The 19960-nt window shown below is 61.2% G+C and carries 21 protein-coding genes; 9 read left to right on the forward strand and 12 right to left on the reverse strand.

Annotated elements, in window-relative coordinates; genetic code table 11:
- Positions 1–179: 179 nt before the first annotated feature.
- Positions 180–1418 carry a 23S rRNA (adenine(2503)-C(2))-methyltransferase RlmN gene (gene rlmN, locus ACQKP1_RS19680; protein WP_427276666.1) on the forward strand — a complete coding sequence of 413 codons (1239 nt, stop codon included), beginning with the start codon at positions 180–182 and terminating at the stop codon, positions 1416–1418.
- Between the two features lie 33 nt (positions 1419–1451).
- Here the strand turns inward: rlmN and ACQKP1_RS19685 are convergent, their stop codons facing one another.
- Both ACQKP1_RS19685 and ACQKP1_RS19690 read right to left on the reverse strand, forming a co-directional pair.
- The gene (locus ACQKP1_RS19685) at positions 1452–2093 is read right to left on the reverse strand and encodes a LysE family translocator (RefSeq protein ID WP_427276667.1); all 642 of its coding nucleotides are present in this window, start codon (positions 2091–2093) and stop codon (positions 1452–1454) included.
- Positions 2094–2167: 74 nt separating this feature from the next.
- Positions 2168–3031 carry an SDR family NAD(P)-dependent oxidoreductase gene (locus ACQKP1_RS19690; RefSeq protein ID WP_427276668.1) on the reverse strand — a complete coding sequence of 288 codons (864 nt, stop codon included), beginning with the start codon at positions 3029–3031 and terminating at the stop codon, positions 2168–2170.
- A gap of 102 nt (positions 3032–3133) precedes the next feature.
- Between ACQKP1_RS19690 and ACQKP1_RS19695 the strand changes: the two genes are divergently transcribed.
- From ACQKP1_RS19695 to ACQKP1_RS19705, 3 genes are all read left to right on the forward strand, one after another.
- A complete protein-coding gene (locus ACQKP1_RS19695; RefSeq protein ID WP_006724430.1) occupies positions 3134–3379 on the forward strand; it encodes a type II toxin-antitoxin system ParD family antitoxin in 246 nt (81 codons plus the stop codon).
- A gap of 1 nt (position 3380) precedes the next feature.
- Positions 3381–3671 (forward strand): type II toxin-antitoxin system RelE/ParE family toxin, encoded by a 291-nt coding sequence (locus tag ACQKP1_RS19700; protein ID WP_203018493.1) that lies wholly within the window; start codon positions 3381–3383, stop codon positions 3669–3671.
- Between the two features lie 106 nt (positions 3672–3777).
- Entirely contained in the window at positions 3778–5001 is a 1224-nt protein-coding gene (locus tag ACQKP1_RS19705) for an argininosuccinate synthase (protein ID WP_427276669.1), read from the forward strand.
- A 54-nt stretch (positions 5002–5055) separates the two neighbouring features.
- On the opposite strand, the gene ACQKP1_RS19710 is transcribed toward ACQKP1_RS19705, so the two are convergent.
- Together ACQKP1_RS19710 and ACQKP1_RS19715 are read right to left on the reverse strand one after the other, a co-directional pair.
- On the reverse strand, positions 5056–6246 hold the full coding sequence (locus tag ACQKP1_RS19710) for a multidrug effflux MFS transporter (RefSeq protein WP_427276670.1): 1191 nt from the start codon (positions 6244–6246) through the stop codon (positions 5056–5058).
- A gap of 108 nt (positions 6247–6354) precedes the next feature.
- Complete coding sequence (locus ACQKP1_RS19715; protein WP_427276671.1) at positions 6355–6783, reverse strand: hypothetical protein; 429 nt, start codon at positions 6781–6783, stop codon at positions 6355–6357.
- 197 nt (positions 6784–6980) lie between these two features.
- On the opposite strand from ACQKP1_RS19715, the gene ACQKP1_RS19720 reads away from it, so the two are divergent.
- The 3 genes from ACQKP1_RS19720 (at position 6981) to ACQKP1_RS19730 (ending at position 11713) form a co-directional block, all read left to right on the forward strand.
- Positions 6981–9044 (forward strand): M3 family metallopeptidase, encoded by a 2064-nt coding sequence (locus tag ACQKP1_RS19720; RefSeq protein ID WP_427276672.1) that lies wholly within the window; start codon positions 6981–6983, stop codon positions 9042–9044.
- Positions 9045–9201: 157 nt separating this feature from the next.
- Positions 9202–11022, forward strand: coding sequence for a translational GTPase TypA (gene typA / locus ACQKP1_RS19725; RefSeq protein ID WP_006724436.1), 1821 nt, complete (start codon positions 9202–9204; stop codon positions 11020–11022).
- 184 nt (positions 11023–11206) lie between these two features.
- Positions 11207–11713, forward strand: coding sequence for an N-acetyltransferase family protein (locus ACQKP1_RS19730; RefSeq protein WP_427276673.1), 507 nt, complete (start codon positions 11207–11209; stop codon positions 11711–11713).
- 15 nt (positions 11714–11728) lie between these two features.
- Here the strand turns inward: ACQKP1_RS19730 and ACQKP1_RS19735 are convergent, their stop codons facing one another.
- Complete coding sequence (locus ACQKP1_RS19735; RefSeq protein WP_427276674.1) at positions 11729–12361, reverse strand: hypothetical protein; 633 nt, start codon at positions 12359–12361, stop codon at positions 11729–11731.
- A 126-nt stretch (positions 12362–12487) separates the two neighbouring features.
- On the opposite strand from ACQKP1_RS19735, the gene ppa reads away from it, so the two are divergent.
- Positions 12488–13024 (forward strand): inorganic diphosphatase, encoded by a 537-nt coding sequence (gene ppa / locus ACQKP1_RS19740; protein ID WP_427276675.1) that lies wholly within the window; start codon positions 12488–12490, stop codon positions 13022–13024.
- On the opposite strand, the gene ACQKP1_RS19745 is transcribed toward ppa, so the two are convergent.
- A complete protein-coding gene (locus ACQKP1_RS19745; protein ID WP_427276676.1) occupies positions 12981–13343 on the reverse strand; it encodes a DUF167 domain-containing protein in 363 nt (120 codons plus the stop codon). The genes ppa and ACQKP1_RS19745 overlap by 44 nt on opposite strands.
- Positions 13340–13630, reverse strand: a complete 291-nt coding sequence (locus ACQKP1_RS19750) for a YggT family protein (protein WP_427276677.1) — start codon at positions 13628–13630, stop codon at positions 13340–13342. The genes ACQKP1_RS19745 and ACQKP1_RS19750 overlap by 4 nt, the downstream gene beginning before the upstream one ends.
- A 124-nt stretch (positions 13631–13754) precedes the next feature.
- Between ACQKP1_RS19750 and ACQKP1_RS19755 the strand changes: the two genes are divergently transcribed.
- Positions 13755–15002, forward strand: coding sequence for an MFS transporter (locus ACQKP1_RS19755; RefSeq protein WP_427276678.1), 1248 nt, complete (start codon positions 13755–13757; stop codon positions 15000–15002).
- Here the strand turns inward: ACQKP1_RS19755 and ACQKP1_RS19760 are convergent.
- The 5 genes from ACQKP1_RS19760 to ACQKP1_RS19780 all read right to left on the reverse strand — a co-directional run bounded on the left by ACQKP1_RS19760 (position 14987) and on the right by ACQKP1_RS19780 (position 19959).
- Positions 14987–15721 (reverse strand): glutamine amidotransferase, encoded by a 735-nt coding sequence (locus ACQKP1_RS19760; protein ID WP_427276679.1) that lies wholly within the window; start codon positions 15719–15721, stop codon positions 14987–14989. The genes ACQKP1_RS19755 and ACQKP1_RS19760 overlap by 16 nt on opposite strands.
- Positions 15711–16190, reverse strand: coding sequence for a TerB family tellurite resistance protein (locus ACQKP1_RS19765; RefSeq protein WP_006724444.1), 480 nt, complete (start codon positions 16188–16190; stop codon positions 15711–15713). The genes ACQKP1_RS19760 and ACQKP1_RS19765 overlap by 11 nt, the downstream gene beginning before the upstream one ends.
- 10 nt (positions 16191–16200) lie before the next feature.
- Positions 16201–17868, reverse strand: a complete 1668-nt coding sequence (locus ACQKP1_RS19770; protein ID WP_427276680.1) for a heme biosynthesis HemY N-terminal domain-containing protein — start codon at positions 17866–17868, stop codon at positions 16201–16203.
- A gap of 3 nt (positions 17869–17871) precedes the next feature.
- A complete protein-coding gene (locus ACQKP1_RS19775; RefSeq protein ID WP_427276681.1) occupies positions 17872–19149 on the reverse strand; it encodes a mitofilin family membrane protein in 1278 nt (425 codons plus the stop codon).
- Between the two features lie 90 nt (positions 19150–19239).
- A complete protein-coding gene (locus tag ACQKP1_RS19780; RefSeq protein WP_427276682.1) occupies positions 19240–19959 on the reverse strand; it encodes a uroporphyrinogen-III synthase in 720 nt (239 codons plus the stop codon).
- Position 19960 lies beyond the last annotated feature (1 nt).

Here is a 19960-nt window from a genome sequence, read left to right on the forward strand (position 1 = left end):
TTTTGCATGACCACCCTTCATGGGGTCGGGGTGACGGAAGGCAAAAAAGCTGCTATTGGCCGCTGCAAATGAAAGCGATGGGTCCTTGGCCCTGTTCGCAAGTTCCGTGAATCCATATCTGCCAGGCGGTAAGCGCTCCATCCGAGCGTCCTTCTCCCTATGGTCCAGAGGTCCAGACGATGACTGTCACCGTGACGCTTCCAGAGCGTAGCCAGACTGCGGCCCCGGTTCGCCCGGCCGCTTTCGCCGAGAAACCGAGCCTTGTTGGCCTCGACCGAGACGAGCTGGGCGAGGCTTTGCGCGACAAGGGCGTGCCGGAGAAGCAGATCAAGATGCGCGTGGCGCAGATCTGGAACTGGCTTTATGTGCGCGGCGTCTCCGACTTCGACCACATGGTGAATGTCTCCAAGGACATGCGCGCAATGCTGAAAACGCATTTCACCATCGCGCGTCCCGAGATCGTCGAAGAGCAGGTGTCCAACGACGGCACGCGCAAGTGGCTGCTGCGCTTTCCTCCGCGCGGCGCCGGCCGTCCGGTCGAAGTCGAAAGCGTGTATATCCCGGAAGAAGGTCGCGGCACGCTGTGCATTTCGAGCCAGGTCGGTTGCACGCTCACCTGTTCCTTCTGTCACACCGGCACCCAGAAGCTGGTGCGCAACCTGACGGCCGAGGAAATTCTCTCCCAGTTGCTCTTGGCGCGTGATCGCCTGGGTGATTTCCCGGACCGGGAAATTCCCGTCGGCACCATGATGCCGTCGAGCGATCGCAAGATCACCAATGTCGTCATGATGGGTATGGGCGAGCCGCTCTACAATTTCGAAGAGGTGAAGAAGGCACTGCTGATCGCGACCGATGGCGATGGCCTGTCGCTGTCCAAGCGTCGCGTCACGCTGTCGACTTCAGGCGTCGTGCCGGAGATCTACCGCACCGGCGAGGAGATCGGCGTCATGCTGGCGATCTCGCTGCATGCCGTGCGCGACGAACTCCGCGACATGCTGGTGCCGATCAACAAGAAGTATCCGCTGAAGGAGCTGATCGAGGCCTGTCGCAACTATCCTGGACTGTCGAACGCCCGTCGGATCACCTTCGAATATGTGATGCTGAAGGACGTCAACGACAGTCTCGAAGACGCTAAGGGACTGATCCAGCTCTTGAAGGGCGTTCCGGCCAAGATCAACCTCATCCCGTTCAACCCGTGGCCGGGCACCAACTACCAGTGTTCGGACTGGGCGCAGATCGAAAAGTTCGCCGACTTCATCAACCAGGCCGGCTATGCCTCGCCGATCCGCACGCCGCGCGGCCGCGATATTCTCGCCGCCTGCGGTCAGCTGAAGTCGGAATCCGAGCGCATGCGCAAAACCGAGCGTCTGGCGTTTGAAGCGATGATGATCGCCAATCACGGCGAAGACGACGATTGAGGGTGAGGCGGGACCGCTGTCCCGCCCTCGACCTTACTTGGCTTGCGTCATGAAGATCTTCACCGCGAAGATCGAGAAGACGCCGGCAAAGGTGTAATCGATGCCGCGCAAAACCTTGCGGTTCGCCTGCAGCCAGCTCGACATGAAATCCGCGCCATAGACGATGCCGACGCCGATCGGCAGCGACAGGATGATCGACCACAGTCCCAGAAAGATCAGCTTGCCGGTCACATGAGGGTCGGTCGCGGTGACGAATTGCGGCAGGAAGGTCATGAAGAAGATGATGACCTTGGGGTTCAGGAGGTTGACCCAGAGCCCGTTCAAGAAGGCGCCTTTCTTCGAGACGACCGCATCACCATCCGCCTTGATGACGAAGTTCGAGCCGTGCCTGACGGCCTGAAGCGCCAGCCAGAGCAGATAGGCAGCGCCACCCGTCTTCAGGAGCATGAAGGCCGTCGGCGAGGCGACGATGAGGGCGGAAATGCCGAAGGCGACCAGCAGCGTGTGGATCGAGATCCCGAAACTGGTGCCGGCGAGCGTCATTAGGCCTATGGCGCGTCCGTCGCGCAGCGAGCGGCTGATCCAAAGGGTCATATCCGGACCCGGCGTAATGGCGAGCAGCAGAAGTGCCAGGCTGAAGGCGAGAAAGACGGGAAGGCTGGGGATGAAATCCATTATGGTCACCGCATGACAAAGCGCCCGCGACCTGCGGGCGCTTCATCCTTAGCGGCGTTCAGTGAGCTTGCCAATCAGCCCTTGGGAACGGACAGGTAGGTCTTGAAGGCGTCGGCATGTTCGGGATGCCAGCGCGACAGCGGCGGGCGGTTTTCGATGATGTCGCCGGCAGCCCAGGCGATACGCTTCTCGTCGAGCGCACGCGTCACTTCATTGTCGGGGCAGAGGATGTAGAAATCGCCCGCAACGAGGCTTTGCAGCATGAAATCGACCGTTTCCTCCGGCGTCCACGCACCGGCTGGCTTCTCGGTGCGGCCGTTTGCCGTCAGACCCGTGAAGACGAAGCCGGGGATCAGGAGATGGGCGGTGACATTGCAGTCTGGCGTGTTTCGCAGCTCGTGTTGAAGCGCCTCGGTGAAGGCCTTCACGCCGGCCTTGGAGACATTGTAGGCCGGATCGCCGGGCGGCGTGGTGATCCCCTGCTTGGAGCCGGTGTTGATGATGAGGGCCGCATCCTTGTGGGCGACCATGCCCGGACCGAAGGTGCGGGTGCCGTTGATCACGCCCATCAGGTTGACGCCGAGGACATTGTCCCAGTTGGCCTGCGGGCCGAACAGTGCGCTGCCCGGCTGGATCCCGGCATTGTTCATCAGCACGTGCACGCGCCCGAAGCGCTGGATGACGGCGCGCTCAAGGGATTCAAGTTCGTCCAACTTCGAAACGTCGGTGCCGATCGCCACGACATCGGCTTCGCCGCCGGCTGCAAGAGCTGTGACTTCTACGGCCGCGCTCGCCAGCCGGTCTCCCTCGAGATCGACGAGAACGACGCAGAGACCCATTTGCGCAAAGGCTTTCGCGGCCGCAAGTCCGATGCCCGAAGCAGCGCCGGTGATGACGGCGACATGGCCTTTGACGAGTGCGGGATGCTGGGGCGTCATGGGCGAACTCCTTCAGAACCTGTAGTGTTGTGGCTGGTCGCGATATGGTATCCTGCCGGGACATCGTCAACGTGACAGCGCTCGATGGAGGCAAGGCTGCCCATGAACAAGGTTACGACCGTCACGGTCTCCGGGGAACTGGCGGAGTTCATCGAAGCCAAGATTTCTGCCGGGGAGTATGCCTCGGAAGCCGAGGTCATTGAGGCCGCGCTCGCCCTGTTGCGCGATGAGGTCGATGGTCTTGCCGCTATCCAGGCGGCCATTGAGGAGGGCGAGGCCTCTGGTGAGCCGCAGCCGTTTGACCCCAGGCGGTTTCTCGACGAAATGCACAGCAAATACGGAGCCTGATATGGCTGCCTACAGGCTTTCACCGCAAGCGCGGAGGGATCTTGAAGGCATATGGCGATATTCTTGGGAGCGTTGGTCTAAAGACCAGGCCGACCACTATTACATGGCGATCATCGAAGCGTTCGAAGATCTTGAGGCCGGACGAAAGGCTGGCAGACCCTTGGCTATCGCCAAGCGCGGCTATCTCAGTCTCGCCTGTGGATCCCACTTTATCATCTACGCGCAGCGAAAGCAGACTGTTGAAATTATCCGCATCCTCCACCAGCGCATGAATATCGGTCGCCATCTCTGACCCAGTTGCCTCCCGCCCTTGCACGCCAGCGGAATCTCGCTAAAAGTGCCGCCATTCTTGATCCAGGCGGGGTTTGAGCCTCGCTCCTTCCAGACGGAACATCGACATGGCACTCCCCAAAGACGTGAAGAAAGTCGTCCTCGCCTATTCCGGCGGTCTCGACACCTCGATCATCCTGAAATGGCTACAGACCGAACTCGGTGCTGAAGTGGTCACCTTCACTGCAGACCTCGGTCAAGGTGAAGAGCTCGAGCCGGCCCGCAAGAAGGCCGAGATGCTCGGCATCAAGGAGATCTTCATCGAGGACGTGCGCGAAGAATTCGTCCGCGATTTCGTCTTCCCGATGTTCCGCGCCAATGCCGTCTATGAAGGCGTCTATCTGCTCGGCACCTCGATTGCCCGTCCGCTGATCTCCAAGCACCTCATCGATATCGCCAAGAAGACCGGTGCCGATGCCATCGCCCACGGTGCGACCGGGAAGGGCAATGACCAGGTTCGCTTCGAACTCTCGGCCTATGCCCTGAACCCCGACATCAAGATCATCGCTCCCTGGCGCGACTGGGCCTTCAAGAGCCGCACGGACCTCCTGAACTTCGCCGAGCAGCACCAGATCCCGGTTGCCAAGGACAAGAAGGGCGAGGCGCCGTTCTCCGTCGACGCAAACCTCTTGCACTCCTCGTCCGAGGGCAAGGTTCTCGAGGATCCCTCGGTCGAAGCACCTGAATATGTGCATATGCGCACGATTTCGCCGGAAGCCGCCCCGGACAAGGCGACCGTCATCAAGATCGGCTTCGAAAAGGGCGATGCCGTCTCGATCAACGGCGTGCGCATGAGCCCGGCAACCCTCTTGGCCGAACTCAACTCCTATGGCCGCGATAACGGCATCGGTCGCCTCGACCTCGTCGAGAACCGCTTCGTCGGCATGAAGTCGCGCGGCGTCTACGAGACCCCCGGCGGCACGATCCTGCTTTCGGCCCATCGTGCGATCGAATCGATCACCCTCGACCGTGGTGCTGCCCACCTCAAGGATGAGATCATGCCGCGCTACGCCGAGCTGATCTATTACGGCTTCTGGTTCTCCCCCGAGCGCGAGATGCTGCAGGCCCTGATCGACAAGAGCCAGGAGCATGTCGAAGGCGAAGTGACGCTGAAGCTCTACAAGGGCAATGTCATGGTCATCGGCCGTGAATCGGCAAAGTCGCTTTATTCCGACCAGCTCGTCACGTTCGAAGACGACCAGGGCGCCTACGACCAGAAGGATGCAGCCGGCTTCATCAAGCTGAACGCGCTGCGTCTGCGCACGCTCGCCAAGCGCAATTTCGGCAAGTAAGCCAGCTCATGTATTCAAGATCGCCTGTCTCCCCGTTTGGGGAGGCGGGCTTTTTCATGCCTGGCGTTCGAGGTGGCGGAGCCAGAAGAAACCGGCGACAGCGCTCAACTCCATGAAGGGTATGATGATGCCGAAGGCGGTCAAGGGATCGCCGATCGACGCGGCTGCCACACCGCCGGCAAAGCCTGCGCTCATCTGTAGGAAGCCTGTCAAGGCGGATGCCGATCCTGCAATATGCGGGAAGGGTGCCATGCTCGTCGTCACGACATGAGGGCTCAGGAAAGCGAGACCGAAGGTGCAGATGGCCACCGGGGCCATGACGGAAAGGAAAAAGGGCGGCACGGATGCGACCGAGAGCGCCATGATGACAGCACCGCTGCCGCAGAGGGCGATGCCTATCCGCGACGCCGTCAGCCCGGAAATCCTGCGGGAAACGAGCTTCAGGGTCAGTGATCCTGTCAGATATGCGCCCGATTGCATCAGCATGCCCAGGCCAAACGCGGTCGGTGTCAGGCCGACCTCGTTGATGAGGACGAAGGGCAGCATGGTCGACTGCGCATAGAGCGCGCCGATGGTGCCACTCAGGACGAGCGATGCTGCGAGGAAGCGGGCATTGCCGGCGACCTCCAGATAGTTGCGCAGCAACTGGGCAGGGCGGAGGCGTCCAAGATCTGGAATGATCGTTTCTTTCAGCAGCAGCATGGTAAAGCCCACGGCCATGGCGCCGAAGCCAACCATCAGCAGGAAAACCGCATTCCAGCCGAAGGCCGCGAGGGTCAGGCCACCGAGGGTTGGTCCCATGGCCGGACCGACCGCGAGGAAGATGCCGATCGTATTGAGAATGCGGGCGGCATCCGCGCCGGTATAGAGGTCTCGCACGATCGCGCGCCCGACGACAACGCCGACGGAAGCGCCGATGCCTTGCACAAGGCGCGCGGCGAGGATGAACTCCACGCTTGGGGCAAGCGTCGCCAGCAGTGAGCCTGCGAGATAGATTGCCAGAAAGATCAAGGTCGCCTTCTTGCGTCCGAGGGCATCGGCGAGGGGGCCTGCGACCAGCTGGGCAAGGGCGAAGCCAGCAAAGAACATCGAGAGGCTGAGCTTGATTGCCGCATCGGTCGTGCCGAAAGCGCGCACCAGCTCCGGCATCGCCGGCGTGTAGATTGCCATGGAGATGGGGCCGAGCGTGGTCAGGAACGCACCGAGAAAGGTGGTGCGACGCTCGCTCATGCGCATTGCTGTCATCAGAACTCGTCCGGCATCAAGAAGAAAGGCGCCGTCGCGGCGCCTCGTTCTGATGACTTAGTGCGATTGTGGTCCGGGATCGAGTGCCAATTGTCGCTTGCTGCGCGATCAGGTCGATTTCGAAAAGAAATCGAGAACCTTCGCATAGGAGCCCGCCATGTCCATGTCGCCGATCATCTCGGCAAGCGACTGCTGCGTGCGGTAGTATTCCGCATAGTCGAAATGGGAATCGTCGGTCAGTGTCGACAGATCCATCATCTTGCCGTTGCGATCGACGATCTGCAAAGGTAGCTCCGTCGAGAGCTCGCGATAGGTGTCGGCGTCGATCTCTTCCCGTTGAAAGCTCTCCGAAGCAATCTCACGTAAGCGGCGCGGTGTCATGCTGGCGAAGACGGACAGCGCCTCTTCGAAAACCTCGGTTTCTCTAGAGTTCGCTGTCTTCGGCGAAAGCTCAGGCAGGCCGACATTGGATTGCGGGCTGGTTTCTTTGACGCGAAGGGAGGAAGCGCCTACCGGTTGGATCGAGAAGATTTCCATGGCCGTGACCGTCCTTTCATAGGATGTATCGATCTATGTTCTTATTCGAAACTACGTCAATTGGCGCCTGAACCCCTGGTGGAAAAATCTCGCCTTGTTCACCGATTTTTGCGTGCTCACCCATGTGTTGCCGGGATAACATGGTGGAAAATCATTGCTTCGCCCGTTTGCGGTGCGATGCGTCAGGAGGTTTTCACATGGTTCAGTCGTCTGTTTTCAATCCCGCCGTCACCGATTGGCAGGGGCCGTTTGGCCTGCCGCAATTCGAGAAGGTCGGCGACGACGACTACGCACCGGCTTTTGAAGCGGCGCTGAAGGAGCATGACGCAGAAATCGATGCGATCGCGGAGAATCCTGAACCGGCGACTTTCGCAAACACGATCGTTGCGCTGGAGATCGCAGGTGACGCGCTTTCCCGTGTGTCGGCCCTGTTCTGGAATCGGGCCGGTGCCCATACCAATCCCGACATCCAGGCTCTGGAGCGCGAGATCGCGCCGAAGATGTCTCGCCACTATTCCAAGATTGGCATGAACGCGGCGCTGTTCCGCCGTATCGACGACCTCTGGACGCGCCGGGCGGATCTTGGGCTTTCGGTTGAACAGACGCGCGTTTTGGAGCGCCATTGGAAGGGTTTCGTGAAAGCGGGTGCCAAGCTGCCGAAGGCCGAGCAGGAGCGGCTGGCGGCGATCAACGAACGGCTGGCGAGCCTCGGTGCCAGTTTCGGGCAGAATGTTCTCGGCGACGAATCGTCGTGGACCCTGCCGCTTGTCGGGGAAGAGGATCTCGCCGGTATTCCCGCCTTCCTGCGCGACGCCATGGCGTCTGCCGCTGCCGCCCATGGCGGCGGACACGCCCACGTGGTGACGCTGTCGCGCTCGATCATCGAGCCCTTCCTCACGTTTTCCGAGCGCCGCGACTTGCGCGAGATCGCCTTCAAGGCCTGGACCTCGCGTGGCATCAAGGGCGGCGCCACCGACAACCGGGAAATCGTCAAGGAAACTCTGGCCCTCAGGGCTGAGAAGGCGGCTCTGCTCGGTTACAAGGACTATGCGTCCTACAAGCTCGACAACACGATGGCGAAGACACCGGAAGCGGTGAACGGTCTCCTGATGCAGGTTTGGGAAAAGGCGGTCTCTCAGGCGCGCGCCGAAGAGGCCGAGCTTGCCGCCTTGATTGCCGAAGAGGGAAAGAACCACGAGGTAGCGCCGTGGGACTGGCGCCACTATGCCGAAAAGCTCCGGGCCCAGAAGTTCAATTTCTCCGAAACCGAGCTGAAGCCCTATCTGCAGCTCGAAAAGATCATCGAGGCCTGCTTCGACGTTGCGGGCCGGCTCTTTGGCATCCGCGCCGTGCCGCTCACGAATGTGGTTGGCTATCATCCTGACGTGCGCGTCTTCGAGATCCGCGACCGGAACGACAAGCTGGTGGCGCTGTTCCTCGGAGACTATTTCGCCCGTTCGTCGAAGCGCTCCGGGGCCTGGATGAGCAGCTTCCAGGCGCAGCACCGGCTGCCGCTGAAGAACGGCCGCGAGGGTGAGCTGCCGATCATCTACAATGTCTGCAATTTCGCCAAGCCCGAGGCCGGTAAGCCGGCGCTTCTCTCGCTCGACGATGCCCGGACCCTCTTCCACGAGTTCGGCCACGCCGCGCATGGCATGCTGTCGGATGTCACCTATCCTTCTGTCTCCGGCACGGGCGTATCGCGCGACTTCGTCGAACTGCCATCGCAGCTCTATGAACACTGGCTGACGGTGCCGGAAATCCTGAAGACCTATGCGGTCCACTACCAGACGGGCGAGCCGATGCCGCAAGCACTGCTCGACAAGGTGCTGGCCGCGCGCACCTTCAATGCCGGCTTCAACACGGTGGAGTTCACCTCGTCGGCGCTGGTCGACATGGCGTTCCACACAAGCGGGGCGGTCGAAGATCCGATCGCTGTCCAAACCGAGGTGCTCGAGAAGGTCGGCATGCCTTCTTCGATCGTCATGCGCCACGCCACGCCGCATTTCCAGCATGTGTTTGCCGGTGACGGATATTCTGCCGGCTACTATTCCTATATGTGGTCGGAGGTGCTCGATGCCGATGCCTTCTCGGCCTTCGAGGAGACCGGCAATCCCTTCGATCCGGAGATGGCATCGAAGCTCAAGACCCACATTTATGCCTCGGGTGGATCGGTCGATCCGGAGGATGCCTACAAGGCATTCCGCGGCAAACTGCCAAGCCCGGAGGCGATGCTGAAGAAGAAAGGGCTTGCCGCTTAAGGCCTGCAATGCACCCGAAATTTGCCGCCGGCGGTAACCATCGCCGGCGCATCGGGCGTTTCCCCCTTTCGCAAATGCAAAAAACAAGGTATGAGCGCGCCAAAGTAAATCGGCGCCACTCTCCCGTATTGCGCCCCAGCTATCAGAGATCACAAACATGAAAATGCGCAACATCGCGATTATCGCGCACGTCGACCATGGAAAAACGACCCTTGTGGACGAGCTTCTGAAGCAGTCGGGGTCTTTCCGTGAGAACCAGCGCACCGCCGAGCGCATGATGGACTCGAACGACCTCGAAAAGGAGCGTGGCATCACGATCCTGGCCAAGGCGACCTCCATCGAGTGGAAGGGTCACCGCATCAACATCGTCGACACACCCGGCCACGCCGACTTCGGCGGTGAAGTCGAGCGTATCCTCTCGATGGTGGACGGCGCGATCGTTCTGGTCGATAGCTCGGAAGGCCCAATGCCGCAGACGAAGTTCGTCGTCGGCAAGGCGCTGAAGGTCGGTCTTCGCCCGATCGTCGCGATCAACAAGATCGACCGTCCGGACGGCCGGCACGAAGAAGTCATCAACGAAGTCTTCGACCTCTTCGCCAATCTCGACGCGACCGACGATCAGCTCGACTTCCCGATCCTTTACGGTTCTGGTCGCGACGGCTGGATGAACGTCAATCCTGAAGGTCCGAAGGATGCAGGTCTTGCGCCGCTTCTCGACCTCGTGCTGGAACATGTTCCGGAGCCCAAGGTCGAAGAAGGCCCGTTCCGCATGATCGGTACGCTTCTAGAAGCCAACCCCTTCCTCGGCCGTATCATCACCGGTCGCATCGCTTCCGGCTCGATCAAGCCGAACCAGGCGGTCAAGGTTCTCTCCCAGGACGGCAAGACGGTCGAAACCGGCCGTATCTCGAAGATCCTCGCGTTCCGCGGCATTGAGCGCCAGCCGATCGAAGAGGCCCATGCTGGTGACATCGTCGCCATCGCCGGCCTCTCCAAGGGCACCGTTGCCGACACCTTCTGCGATCCTTCGGTCACCGAAGCCATGACCGCTCAGCCGATCGACCCGCCGACGGTCACCATGTCCTTCCTCGTCAACGACAGCCCGCTCGCCGGCACCGAAGGTGACAAGGTCACCTCGCGCGTCATCCGCGATCGCCTGTTCAAGGAAGCCGAAGGCAATGTCGCGCTGAAGATCGAAGAATCCGACGGCAAGGACTCCTTCTTCGTGTCCGGCCGCGGCGAATTGCAGCTCGCCGTCCTGATCGAGACCATGCGCCGCGAAGGCTTCGAGCTTGCCGTTTCGCGTCCGCGCGTCGTCATGCACAAGGACGAGAACGGCCAGACCATGGAGCCGATCGAAGAAGTCGTGATCGACGTCGACGAAGAGCATTCCGGCGTCGTCGTTCAGAAGATGTCCGAGCGCAAGGCCGAGATGGTCGAGCTTCGCCCATCCGGCGGCAGCCGCGTTCGTCTGCGCTTCTATGCGCCGACCCGTGGCCTGATCGGCTACCAGTCGGAACTGCTGACCGATACGCGCGGCACGGCGATCATGAACCGCCTGTTCCACGACTATCAGCCTTACAAGGGTGCAATCACCGGTCGCGTCAACGGCGTTCTCCTGTCTAACCAGTCGGGTGAAGCTGTTGCTTACGCCATGTTCAACCTGGAAGATCGTGGCCCGATGATCATCGAGCCAGGTGAAAAGGTTTATGCCGGCATGATCATCGGCATCCACACGCGTGACAACGACCTCGAAGTCAACGTTCTCAAGGGCAAGCAGCTGACCAACATCCGTTCGGCCGGCAAAGACGAAGCCGTCAAGCTGACCCCGCCGATCCGCATGACCCTCGACCGCGCGCTGTCCTGGATCCAGGATGACGAGCTGATGGAAGTCACGCCGAAGTCGATCCGCCTGCGCAAGATGTTCCTCGATGCGAACGACCGCAAGCGCATGGAAAAGTCCAAGGCTGCCATCTGAGACACAAGTCTCTGAAAATATGTATCGTTTTGAAACCCCGGTCCAAAAGGCCGGGGTTTTGTTTGTGCATCCTCCGCCTTCTGCCTTGCGAGTAATCTTAAAAAAGCGTTAAATTTTCTCGTTGGGCCGATGCAGGTCCAGGCTCCGCGTCTCATCTGGGGGCGCGCCAGAGTGGATTTACGTTATGAAGACGTTGTCGATCGACATGCGCTTGGCAGGTCCCGGTGATGCCGCCGCGATCGCGGATGCCCATCGCACTGCCTGGATGCACGCCTATTCCGGTATCATTCCCTATCGTGCGCTGACCCGTATGGTCGAGCGCCGCGGCGAGAGCTGGTGGCGCAAGGCGACGCGTGGTCCGGCCACTATCCTCGTTGCCGAAGTGGCAGGTCAAGTCGCCGGTTACGCCTCGCTTGGCTACAACAGGGCACGCGCCTTGCCGCATGAGGGCGAGATCTATGAATTGTATCTCCGGCCCGAATATCAGGGTATCGGGCTCGGTTATAAGCTGTTCCACGAGGCGCGGCGGATTCTGAAGTCGCTCGGTTGCAACGGCATGGTCGTCTGGTGCCTTGAAGATAGCGAGATCGCCGCCAATTTCTTCCGGACGAACGGCGGTACGGATGCAGTCGAGGGGATGGAAGACTTCGACGACGTCCACCTGAAGAAACTCGGCTTCATCTGGAACTGAGACGGCGCTACGCGTCTATTCCACGACATAACCCTCGGGCCAGCTGAACGTTCGCTCGCTGACAAGGTCGCCGCGCTTGCCGATCCATTGCGGCTCGTTCATGCCGCAGGCGAAATCGGCAGCCTCGGTGTCTGCCGCCTGCCTCGCCAGTTCGTTGGCCTTGGGGTTGGCCTTGGCATCCACCATGGCGACGAAGCAGGAGCCGCCGTCTCCTTGCGTCGCAACTTTGGACACGACGAGGATCACGGCACGGCCTTGCCTGGTCGAGCTGCCGTCCGGGCCGGGATTGTCGATGAACCAGCGCAGGATCGCCGCAAATGGCCGGTCACCGTCATCGAGACGCCATTCGATCCTGGTGTTGACGTGGTTGAAGGCCGCGAAACTCTCGAAGCCCCCGTCGATCAGCTCCCTGTCGACCTGACCGAAGATCACGCTCTGGCGGATGTCACCTTCCTTGAAATAGACGGGATAATCTTCGTAGCCCTCGCATTTCAAGGAAACCCCCATCACGTCCTCGGCCAGTGTTTCGCAGGCGTTGAGGTCGAGATCGGTGTATACGCTTTCCTGAGCTAGCGCGGGTCCGGAGAGGAGTGCAAAAGGCGCCAGCCAGTGCAATCCTGCGAGCAGATTTTTCGTTCCCCTGATCATGCCGCTAATCCCCCTTCGTCGCTTGCCCCTTGCAGCGCCCGTCGCGTCCGCCGAAAGCCGTGTTGCATTGCGCCATAATTCGCATTAGGTAGCGCAGGAATTCAACACTCTACGGGGTCCAATAATATGCGTATTGATGCAATTGCCATCGGCAAGAACCCGCCGGAAGACATCAACGTCATCGTCGAAGTTCCTGTCGGCGGCCAGCCGATCAAGTATGAGATGGACAAGGACGCGGGCACGCTGGTGGTCGACCGCTTCCTCTACACCCCGATGACCTATCCGGGCAATTACGGCTTCGTGCCGCATACGCTCTGCAAGGACGGCGACCCGCTCGACGTTCTGATCTGCAACACGCGCCCGCTGGTTCCGGGCTGCGTCATCAATGTCCGCCCGATCGGCGTCATGATGATGGAAGACGATGGCGGCATGGACGAGAAGATCCTCGCCGTTCCGGTGCCGAAGCTGACGCGCCGCTACGACAAGATCACCAACTATACGGATCTTCCGGAAATCACGCTGAAGCAGATCCAGCACTTCTTCGAACACTACAAGGATCTGGAGCCTGGCAAGTGGGTAAAGATCGGCGACTGGATGGATGTCGATGCTGCCAAGCAGATCATTCTCGACTCGATCGAGCGCGCCAAGGCTGAAGGCAAGTAAGTTCTGAGGTCGACGCGAGAGCGTCCAACCGCGATTTCAAATCCTCCGGATCGCCCTCGATCCGGAGGATTTTTTGTCTGGCGGTATCGCCTGACGCCACCGATATCGAGGACTTCGGGACCTTCAGGGCTTTCGACAGCAGCGCGATGAGCGCCTTGTTAGCCTTGCCCTTTTCCGGCACGCTGCTCACGCGTGCCTTCAGATGCGCCAGACCGTCGGCTGAAACTTCCACCCCGTCAAACGCATCGCGCCCGCCGTTCGGTGTCAACCGGACGGCGATCAGTATGTGATCATGCGCAAGACGGTAGGGTCTTGTCACGCCACCAGCGGATAGATGCTATTCCAGAGGAAGGAACGCAGGAAGAAGATGATCAACAGCACGACGATCGGCGAAATGTCGATACCACCGAGATCCGGCATGAAGCGGCGGATCGGGCGCAGAACCGGCTCGGTCACATTGTAGAGAAACTGTCCAAGCGCTGCGACGAAGCGGTTGCTGGAATTGATCACGTTGAAAGCGTAGAGCCAGGAGAAGATTGCACTCCCGATCAGAATCCAGGTGAAGATGCTCAAGGCAAGGTCAATCGTCTGAAACAGGGCGTACATTCAGGTCTCCATTTCTCGGTTGACAGAGATGTAGACATTGGCGACTTAACGGACAAGTGGATGGGGCCCACGCAATCCGAATCATGTTTAACGGCGGGCCTGCCCGCAGCTCAAGGTCACTTCGATGCACCCGTCCTCGGCCGACGATCGTTTCGCGGCATTTCGGCATTCCTCCTATACTCGTTTCTTCTTTGCCCGCTTCCTGGGAGCCTTCGCCACCCAGATCCTCAGCGTCTCCGTCGGCTGGCAGATGTACGACATGACGGGCAATGTCTTCTATCTCGGCCTGATCGGCCTGGTGCAGTTCCTGCCGTCGCTGCTTTTGATCCTCGTCACCGGTTCCGTCGCTGACCGCTACAATCGCCGGGCCATCGTCTCGATCTGTATGATCGTCAGCGCCATCTGCGCCGGAGCGCTGCTTGGGCTCACCATTGCCGATGCCTTCGAGCCGACGATCGTCTTTGCCATTCTCGTCGTCTTCGGCATCGAGCGCGCCTTTGCCGCTCCCGCCGTACAGTCGCTTGCGCCCAACCTCGTGCCGCAGAAGGACTTGTCGAACGCGGTCGCCTGGAATTCGTCCTCCTGGCAGACAGCGTCGATCGTCGGCCCCGTGGCCGGTGGTCTGCTCTACGGAGCAAGTCCTGTTGTCGCCTATTCGGTGTCCTTCGCCTTCTTTGCGGCCGCGTCGATCCTCGTCTTCCTCGTCAAGCGCCCGCCGCAGCGAAAGTCAGAAAAGGCCGTCAGCCTCGACACGCTGTTTGCCGGTTTCCGCTTCATCTTCGGTGAGAAGGTGGTCCTGGGCGCGATCTCGCTCGACCTCTTCGCGGTGCTGCTGGGCGGTGCCGTCGCGCTGATGCCGGTCTTTGCGCGCGACATTCTCGATCTCGGCCCCTGGGGGCTCGGCCTCCTGCGCGCAGCACCCGGAATTGGGGCGATCATCGTCGCGATCGCGCTTGCAAGCTTTCCAATCCGCCACAATGCCGGGATCTTCATGTTCATCGGTGTTGCGCTCTTCGGGGCCGGCACGATCGTCTTTGGAATGTCCGAATATGCGTGGCTCTCGATCGTCGCCCTGATGCTGATGGGGGCTGCGGACATGGCCTCGGTCTATGTGCGCGAGACGCTGATCGCGCTCTGGACGCCGGACGAGGTGCGTGGGCGCGTCAATGCCGTCAACATGGTCTTTGTCGGTGCGTCCAACGAGCTCGGCGAATTCCGCGCCGGCACCATGGCGCATTTCATCGGGCCCGTCCCGGCCGTCGTGATCGGTGGCTTCGGGACGCTCGCAGTCGCCGTCGTCTGGGCGCTCGGCTTCCCGCAGCTGCGCAAGATCGACAGCCTCGAGGCGCCGGAGCGTCAGGAGGCGCGCTGATCACGCTCGAAGATCAGGTCGAGGAAATCCGACAGCCAGACCCGCAAGGGAGCGTCGAAGATCATCCGCCCTTCCAGATGCTCACGGCCTTGCTGTGCATTGGGCAGCACGAAGCGATGGGCGCCGTGGACCACCCAGCGGTGCATCATGGCGCGGGTGAGTTCGGCATGGAACTGCACGCCCCAGGCGTTCTCGCCATAGCGGAAGGCCTGGTTCGGATAGATGTCGCCGGTCGCCAGCAATTTTGCACCATGCGGCAGGCTGAAGCCTTCGCGATGGAAGTGATAGACCATCTTTGGCCAATGCATCAGCAGGCGGCCGTGCTCCGTCGGTCGGATCGGATACCAGCCGATCTCCGTGCGCTCCTCGCGGTCGGCCTCCACCTTGCCGCCGAGGTGGCGGACCAGCATCTGGGCGCCGAGACAGATGCCGAGAAACGGCTTGTTCTCTTTCAGGGGCACGTCAAGCCAGTTGATCTCGGTCTTGATGTAGTCCTCGGGGTCGTTGGCGCTCATCGGACCGCCGAAGACGACCGCGCCGGCATGATCCGCCAGTGTCTTCGGCAGGTCCTGGCCGAGCACCGGGCGGCGGATATCCAGCGCATAGCCTTTTTCTTCCAGCATCTGGCCGACCCGGCCGGAGCTTGAACGCTCCTGATGCAGGACGATGAGAACCGGTTGTTTGCGATCGCTTAGACGCGACCGAAGGTCACGAGGCATCGTCGATTGCTCCGAGACCGGCGCGTTCCGCCGCCTCCTGTCGCTGCACGATCCGCTCCCGGGCCGACACGCCGAGGAGATCGGCGACCCGCCAGATGGCGTGGTCTTCCATCTCGCTCCTGTTGCCGTCGGCATAAACAATGTCCCAGAGCAGACCGACGAGCTGCTGGCGCTGTTCCTCATTGAGCTGTCGCTTCAATTCCGTCGTGAAGCGATAGTAGTCCACCGCTTCGCTCTCGGCGTCCTGCCCGGCGGCAATCAGGGCATCGAGTGCCGCATCGTCCAGTGCGTATTGATCTTTCAGGATTTCACGCAGCTTCACTCGTTCGGCGTCGCGGACGACGCCATCCGCCTCCATGACCTGGAGACAGAGAGCAGCGACTGCGATGCGCGGGTCGTCGGGGGCAAAGACCGCCTTGGGGCGGTCCTGCATCACGGATTGGAAAAAGGCTTGCAAGCGGTCGAGCATGCGGATCCCGTCAGAAGAGTTTCAGGCGCGTCTTGGCTTCCGGTGCCGCGAGCGCCGGATCCTTGACACCCGGGTCATCGGGTGGCCGGCCAAAGAAAGGCTCAACAACCGCCTGTTCCTGGGTAGCGGGAGTGGCATCTCCAGATGCGATCACCACGGGTTTGACCGGCTTTGCTGGCTTCGCCGGAGGGGTCTCCGGTTCGATCGCTTTTGCCTGAGGTTCGGCATCGATCACCCGGGCTTCCGGTTGCACGATTTTCGGCTTTGCCGTCTCGAACTCAGGTTCGGGTCGCGCCGGTGCTTCGGTTCTTGCAACAGGCGGCAGGGAGGCAAGTGCCTTTTCGCCCTCGGAGACATTGCCTTCCTCGATCGGACCCGCCAGTTGGTCGAAGGGCGTCTTCCATTCGAAGGCATCGAGGCGACCGGTGACCGGCGAGATCGGCATCCAGCGTTCCGAGACATGGCCGTCGGCCACCCAGGCGGGATCGCGCGGCGCCTTCAGGGCCTGGCCCATCCAGTGGCGGATGCGGCCCTGGTCACCGGTCTCGGCTTCCTCGATATCCGCAAGCAGCAGATAGACCCGTTCGCGCGAGGCGATGCGGGCTGCGGCTTCTGCCTTGGTGCGTGCCTTCTTGAAATCCTGGGCATCGAGGGCTGCTTCGGCGACAATGAGCAGGGACTCGTAATTGTTCGGCTTCAGGGCTTCGAGCTTTTCCGCTTTCTTCAGGCGATCCACCGCGCTGTCGCCGCTGCGGGCGCGAACATAGGCACGGGCAATTTCGGGATGCGGGTCGAGTTTCCAGACCTGCTCCAGCGTGCTGGATGCCTTGCGCAGGTTGTCTTCACGCATATAGGCCTTGGCGGCGACGATCGCGGCTGGCACCAAATCCTTGGCAAGCTTCAGGGCCTTCAATGCACTGTCGCGTGCGGCCGCCGGTTCGGCTTCGAGTTGGTCCTCTGCCTTTGCCGTCAGCAGCACAGCCTTCAGGCGCTCCGCTTCATGGCGCTCCAGAACATGGGCAATCTTCTGTTGATCCAGCAGGCGGATCGCATCATCCCAATGACCGGCGCGGCAGCGGTGTTCGAGCGTCGCCTTGGCCGCCCAGGGCAGGTAGGGGGCGGCTTCCGCTGCGGTTTCGGCATATTGCCGGGCGGCCTCATGGGCTCCCAGCCGGTTTGCCTCGACGTAGAGGCCGCGCAAGCCGAGTTCGCGCGTTTCCGGATCCTCGGACATCTCCTGGAACAGGCGACGTGCCTCATCGTGGCGCCCTTCGATCAGAGCGGCTTGGGCATCCAACACGCGGATCAAGGGCTCCTGATCAGCACGGATCAGGCTTCTCGCACGGGCGCTCATTTTGCGGGCTAGGATCGCGTTTCCAGCACCTGCAGCAATCAAACCGGTGGAGAGCGCCTGATAGCCGCGGTCCCGCTTGCGGGCGCGGAAGAAACGGCGGACAGAGTGAGGCGACGTCCAAAGCGTGCGGAGCAGCCACCATGTCACCATGATCACTGCGACGAGCCCGACCAGAGCCGTCACAGCCACGATGAGATCTGTGTTGTATTGCTGGCCTTCCCAAATCAGCGAGATCTCACCGGGGCGATCCGCGACCCAGGAGAAGCCGAAGCCAAGCGCCAGGATGAAGCCGAAGAAGAAGAGGATCTTGAGGATGGTCGTCATGCGTCAGCCTCCATTTCCGGCCACGGTCTGAGACAGGGCCGCAGATACCCGTTCCTCGGCCTCGATCCGGTTCTTCAGCGTGGTCGCAAATTCCGACGAGACCGCCTTGCCTGCTTCAGGCAGGGTCTCCCACTCAAGAGCCGCGCCCTTGAGGTCGCCGTTCTGCAACTTGTTCTCGACGCGTGCAACGATGGCTTCCGGCGTGTCGCCCTCGACATTTCCAACGGGTCGCACCTTGACCAGCGAGCGGGCGCTCGCCATCAGGCGATCGGTCCAGCCTTCGCCTTGTTCGGGCTGGTGGATGGCGGCGAGGATCTTTTCCGCCACCCGATTGAACTGTCGCGTCAGATCCGAACGTGACGGTACGCCATTGCTCGCGAGGGGGCTCAAGGCCGCAACTGCAGGGTCCTCTGGTGACACGCTCTTCAGGGCGTCAAGTTCCGACAGGAATGGTCCACCGCGATCGATTGCTGTCTTCAACCCGGAAAGGGCGATCGCGCGCGCCATTTCAACGTCGCTACGTGGTTCGTCTAGCTTGCGCTCGGCTTCATCAAGTCGCGTGGCGCTCTGGTCGAGCGCCTGCTTGTTGCTGGCGACTTCCGCACGCAGGGACTCAATCGCCTGTTCAGCAGCGACCAGCTGTGTCTTCAACGCTTCGACGGCGGCAGCATCGGCGGTCGGCTCGGAGCCTGCATTGGCGACACTGGTTTCAAGTGCTGCAATGCGATCGGCAAGTGCAGGGTCGGTAGCCGGTGCTGCCGGTTGTGCCGCCAGGCGCGCAACCTCGGCCTTCAACGCGTCAAGCTCTGCCGTGTCCATGGCTGTTGCCTGGACAGTCTGTTCCGGTCCGAGACCCGGAACAATTCCGGCATATTGCATGCTGCCGGCCAGCGCGAGCGCCACGAGGCCGCCGAAGATGCCGGAGGCAACCAGGGTCGAGGTCGGCGGGGATTGGCGAGTGGGTTCCCGGCTGGTGGTCGTGTCGCTTTTTGCTGCCGTTTCTTCACGTGTGTCCGTGTCATCGGCTGGGGTAGTTTCGGCCGTCGGCTCCGGCGTGGGTGTCCAGGGATCTGCCGGAGCTTCAGTCGCAGCGTCGTTCGAAGCCGCGGCACTTGCGCTCGGCTCGTCCGCGACGGCAGACGAGGCAGGGGCATCCGATGGCGCAGCATCGGACTCGGCATTGCCGGAGTCCGCAGCGGACTTGGTTTCCTGTGCGGTCAGATCTATCGTCACCGGATCATCGGTGGCTTTCGATCGACGGGGTGGCTTTCCGGAAACCATGGCAACCTCTTCATTTCGCGCGTGTGACTAAACCTAGTCAGTCCTCAGGGCGAAGGGAAGGCCCGAGGTTCCATTTCACGCGGCACTGCATCAAAGCAGAAGAAGGAGCAGATCCTCGCGAGGTTCCATCGGCCATTGGCTTCTGGCCTGAAAATCTGCCGGCAGGGCACGTGCGATCTTCTCACTGAGGCACAGAAAACGTGTCCGAGGCCAGTCGAGACATTCGGCCGTACGGTCGTGCAAGTCCCCGAGACGCCTTGCCGTTTCTGAGGAGTAGACAAGAATTGCATCCGGCATGGGCGTGAGCTTTTCGATGACCGCCGCGTCGGAATAGGTACTTGGCACCATCAAGTAACATTCGCGTACGTCCATGCTACGTCCCGCCTCCCGCATTTTGGCTTCGAAGTCTGGAGAGCGAGGAGTTCCGGTCAGATAGATGATCGAGGCGCCCGGATTTTGGCCCGAGTTCACGATGAGCAGTTCAGCGAGGGAGTGTCCGTCACCGTCTGCAACCGAAACATCTCCGAAGCCCGCCTCTCTTGCCGCGCGGGCCGTTGCGCGACCGACCGCGAAGAGGGGCAACGACTGGAAGGGTGCTCTTGCATCGCCCGGCACTGTTTCGAGCACGCGCATCGCTTCGGCACTGGTCACGGCAAGGGCAGCGGTGTCGGGTGCGGGAGGGGAGGCGAGTGCTTCGGGTTGTTGCACTGCCTGCATCAGGGGCAGGAGTACGGCCTCATGACCACGGCGTTCGAGTTCGGCGGCGGTTCTGGCCGAGGCCGGCTCCGGACGCGTCACGAGAACGCGCATG

The organism is Allorhizobium sp. NPDC080224, from assembly GCF_050281005.1.
In the GTDB taxonomy this organism is placed as follows: domain Bacteria; phylum Pseudomonadota; class Alphaproteobacteria; order Rhizobiales; family Rhizobiaceae; genus Allorhizobium.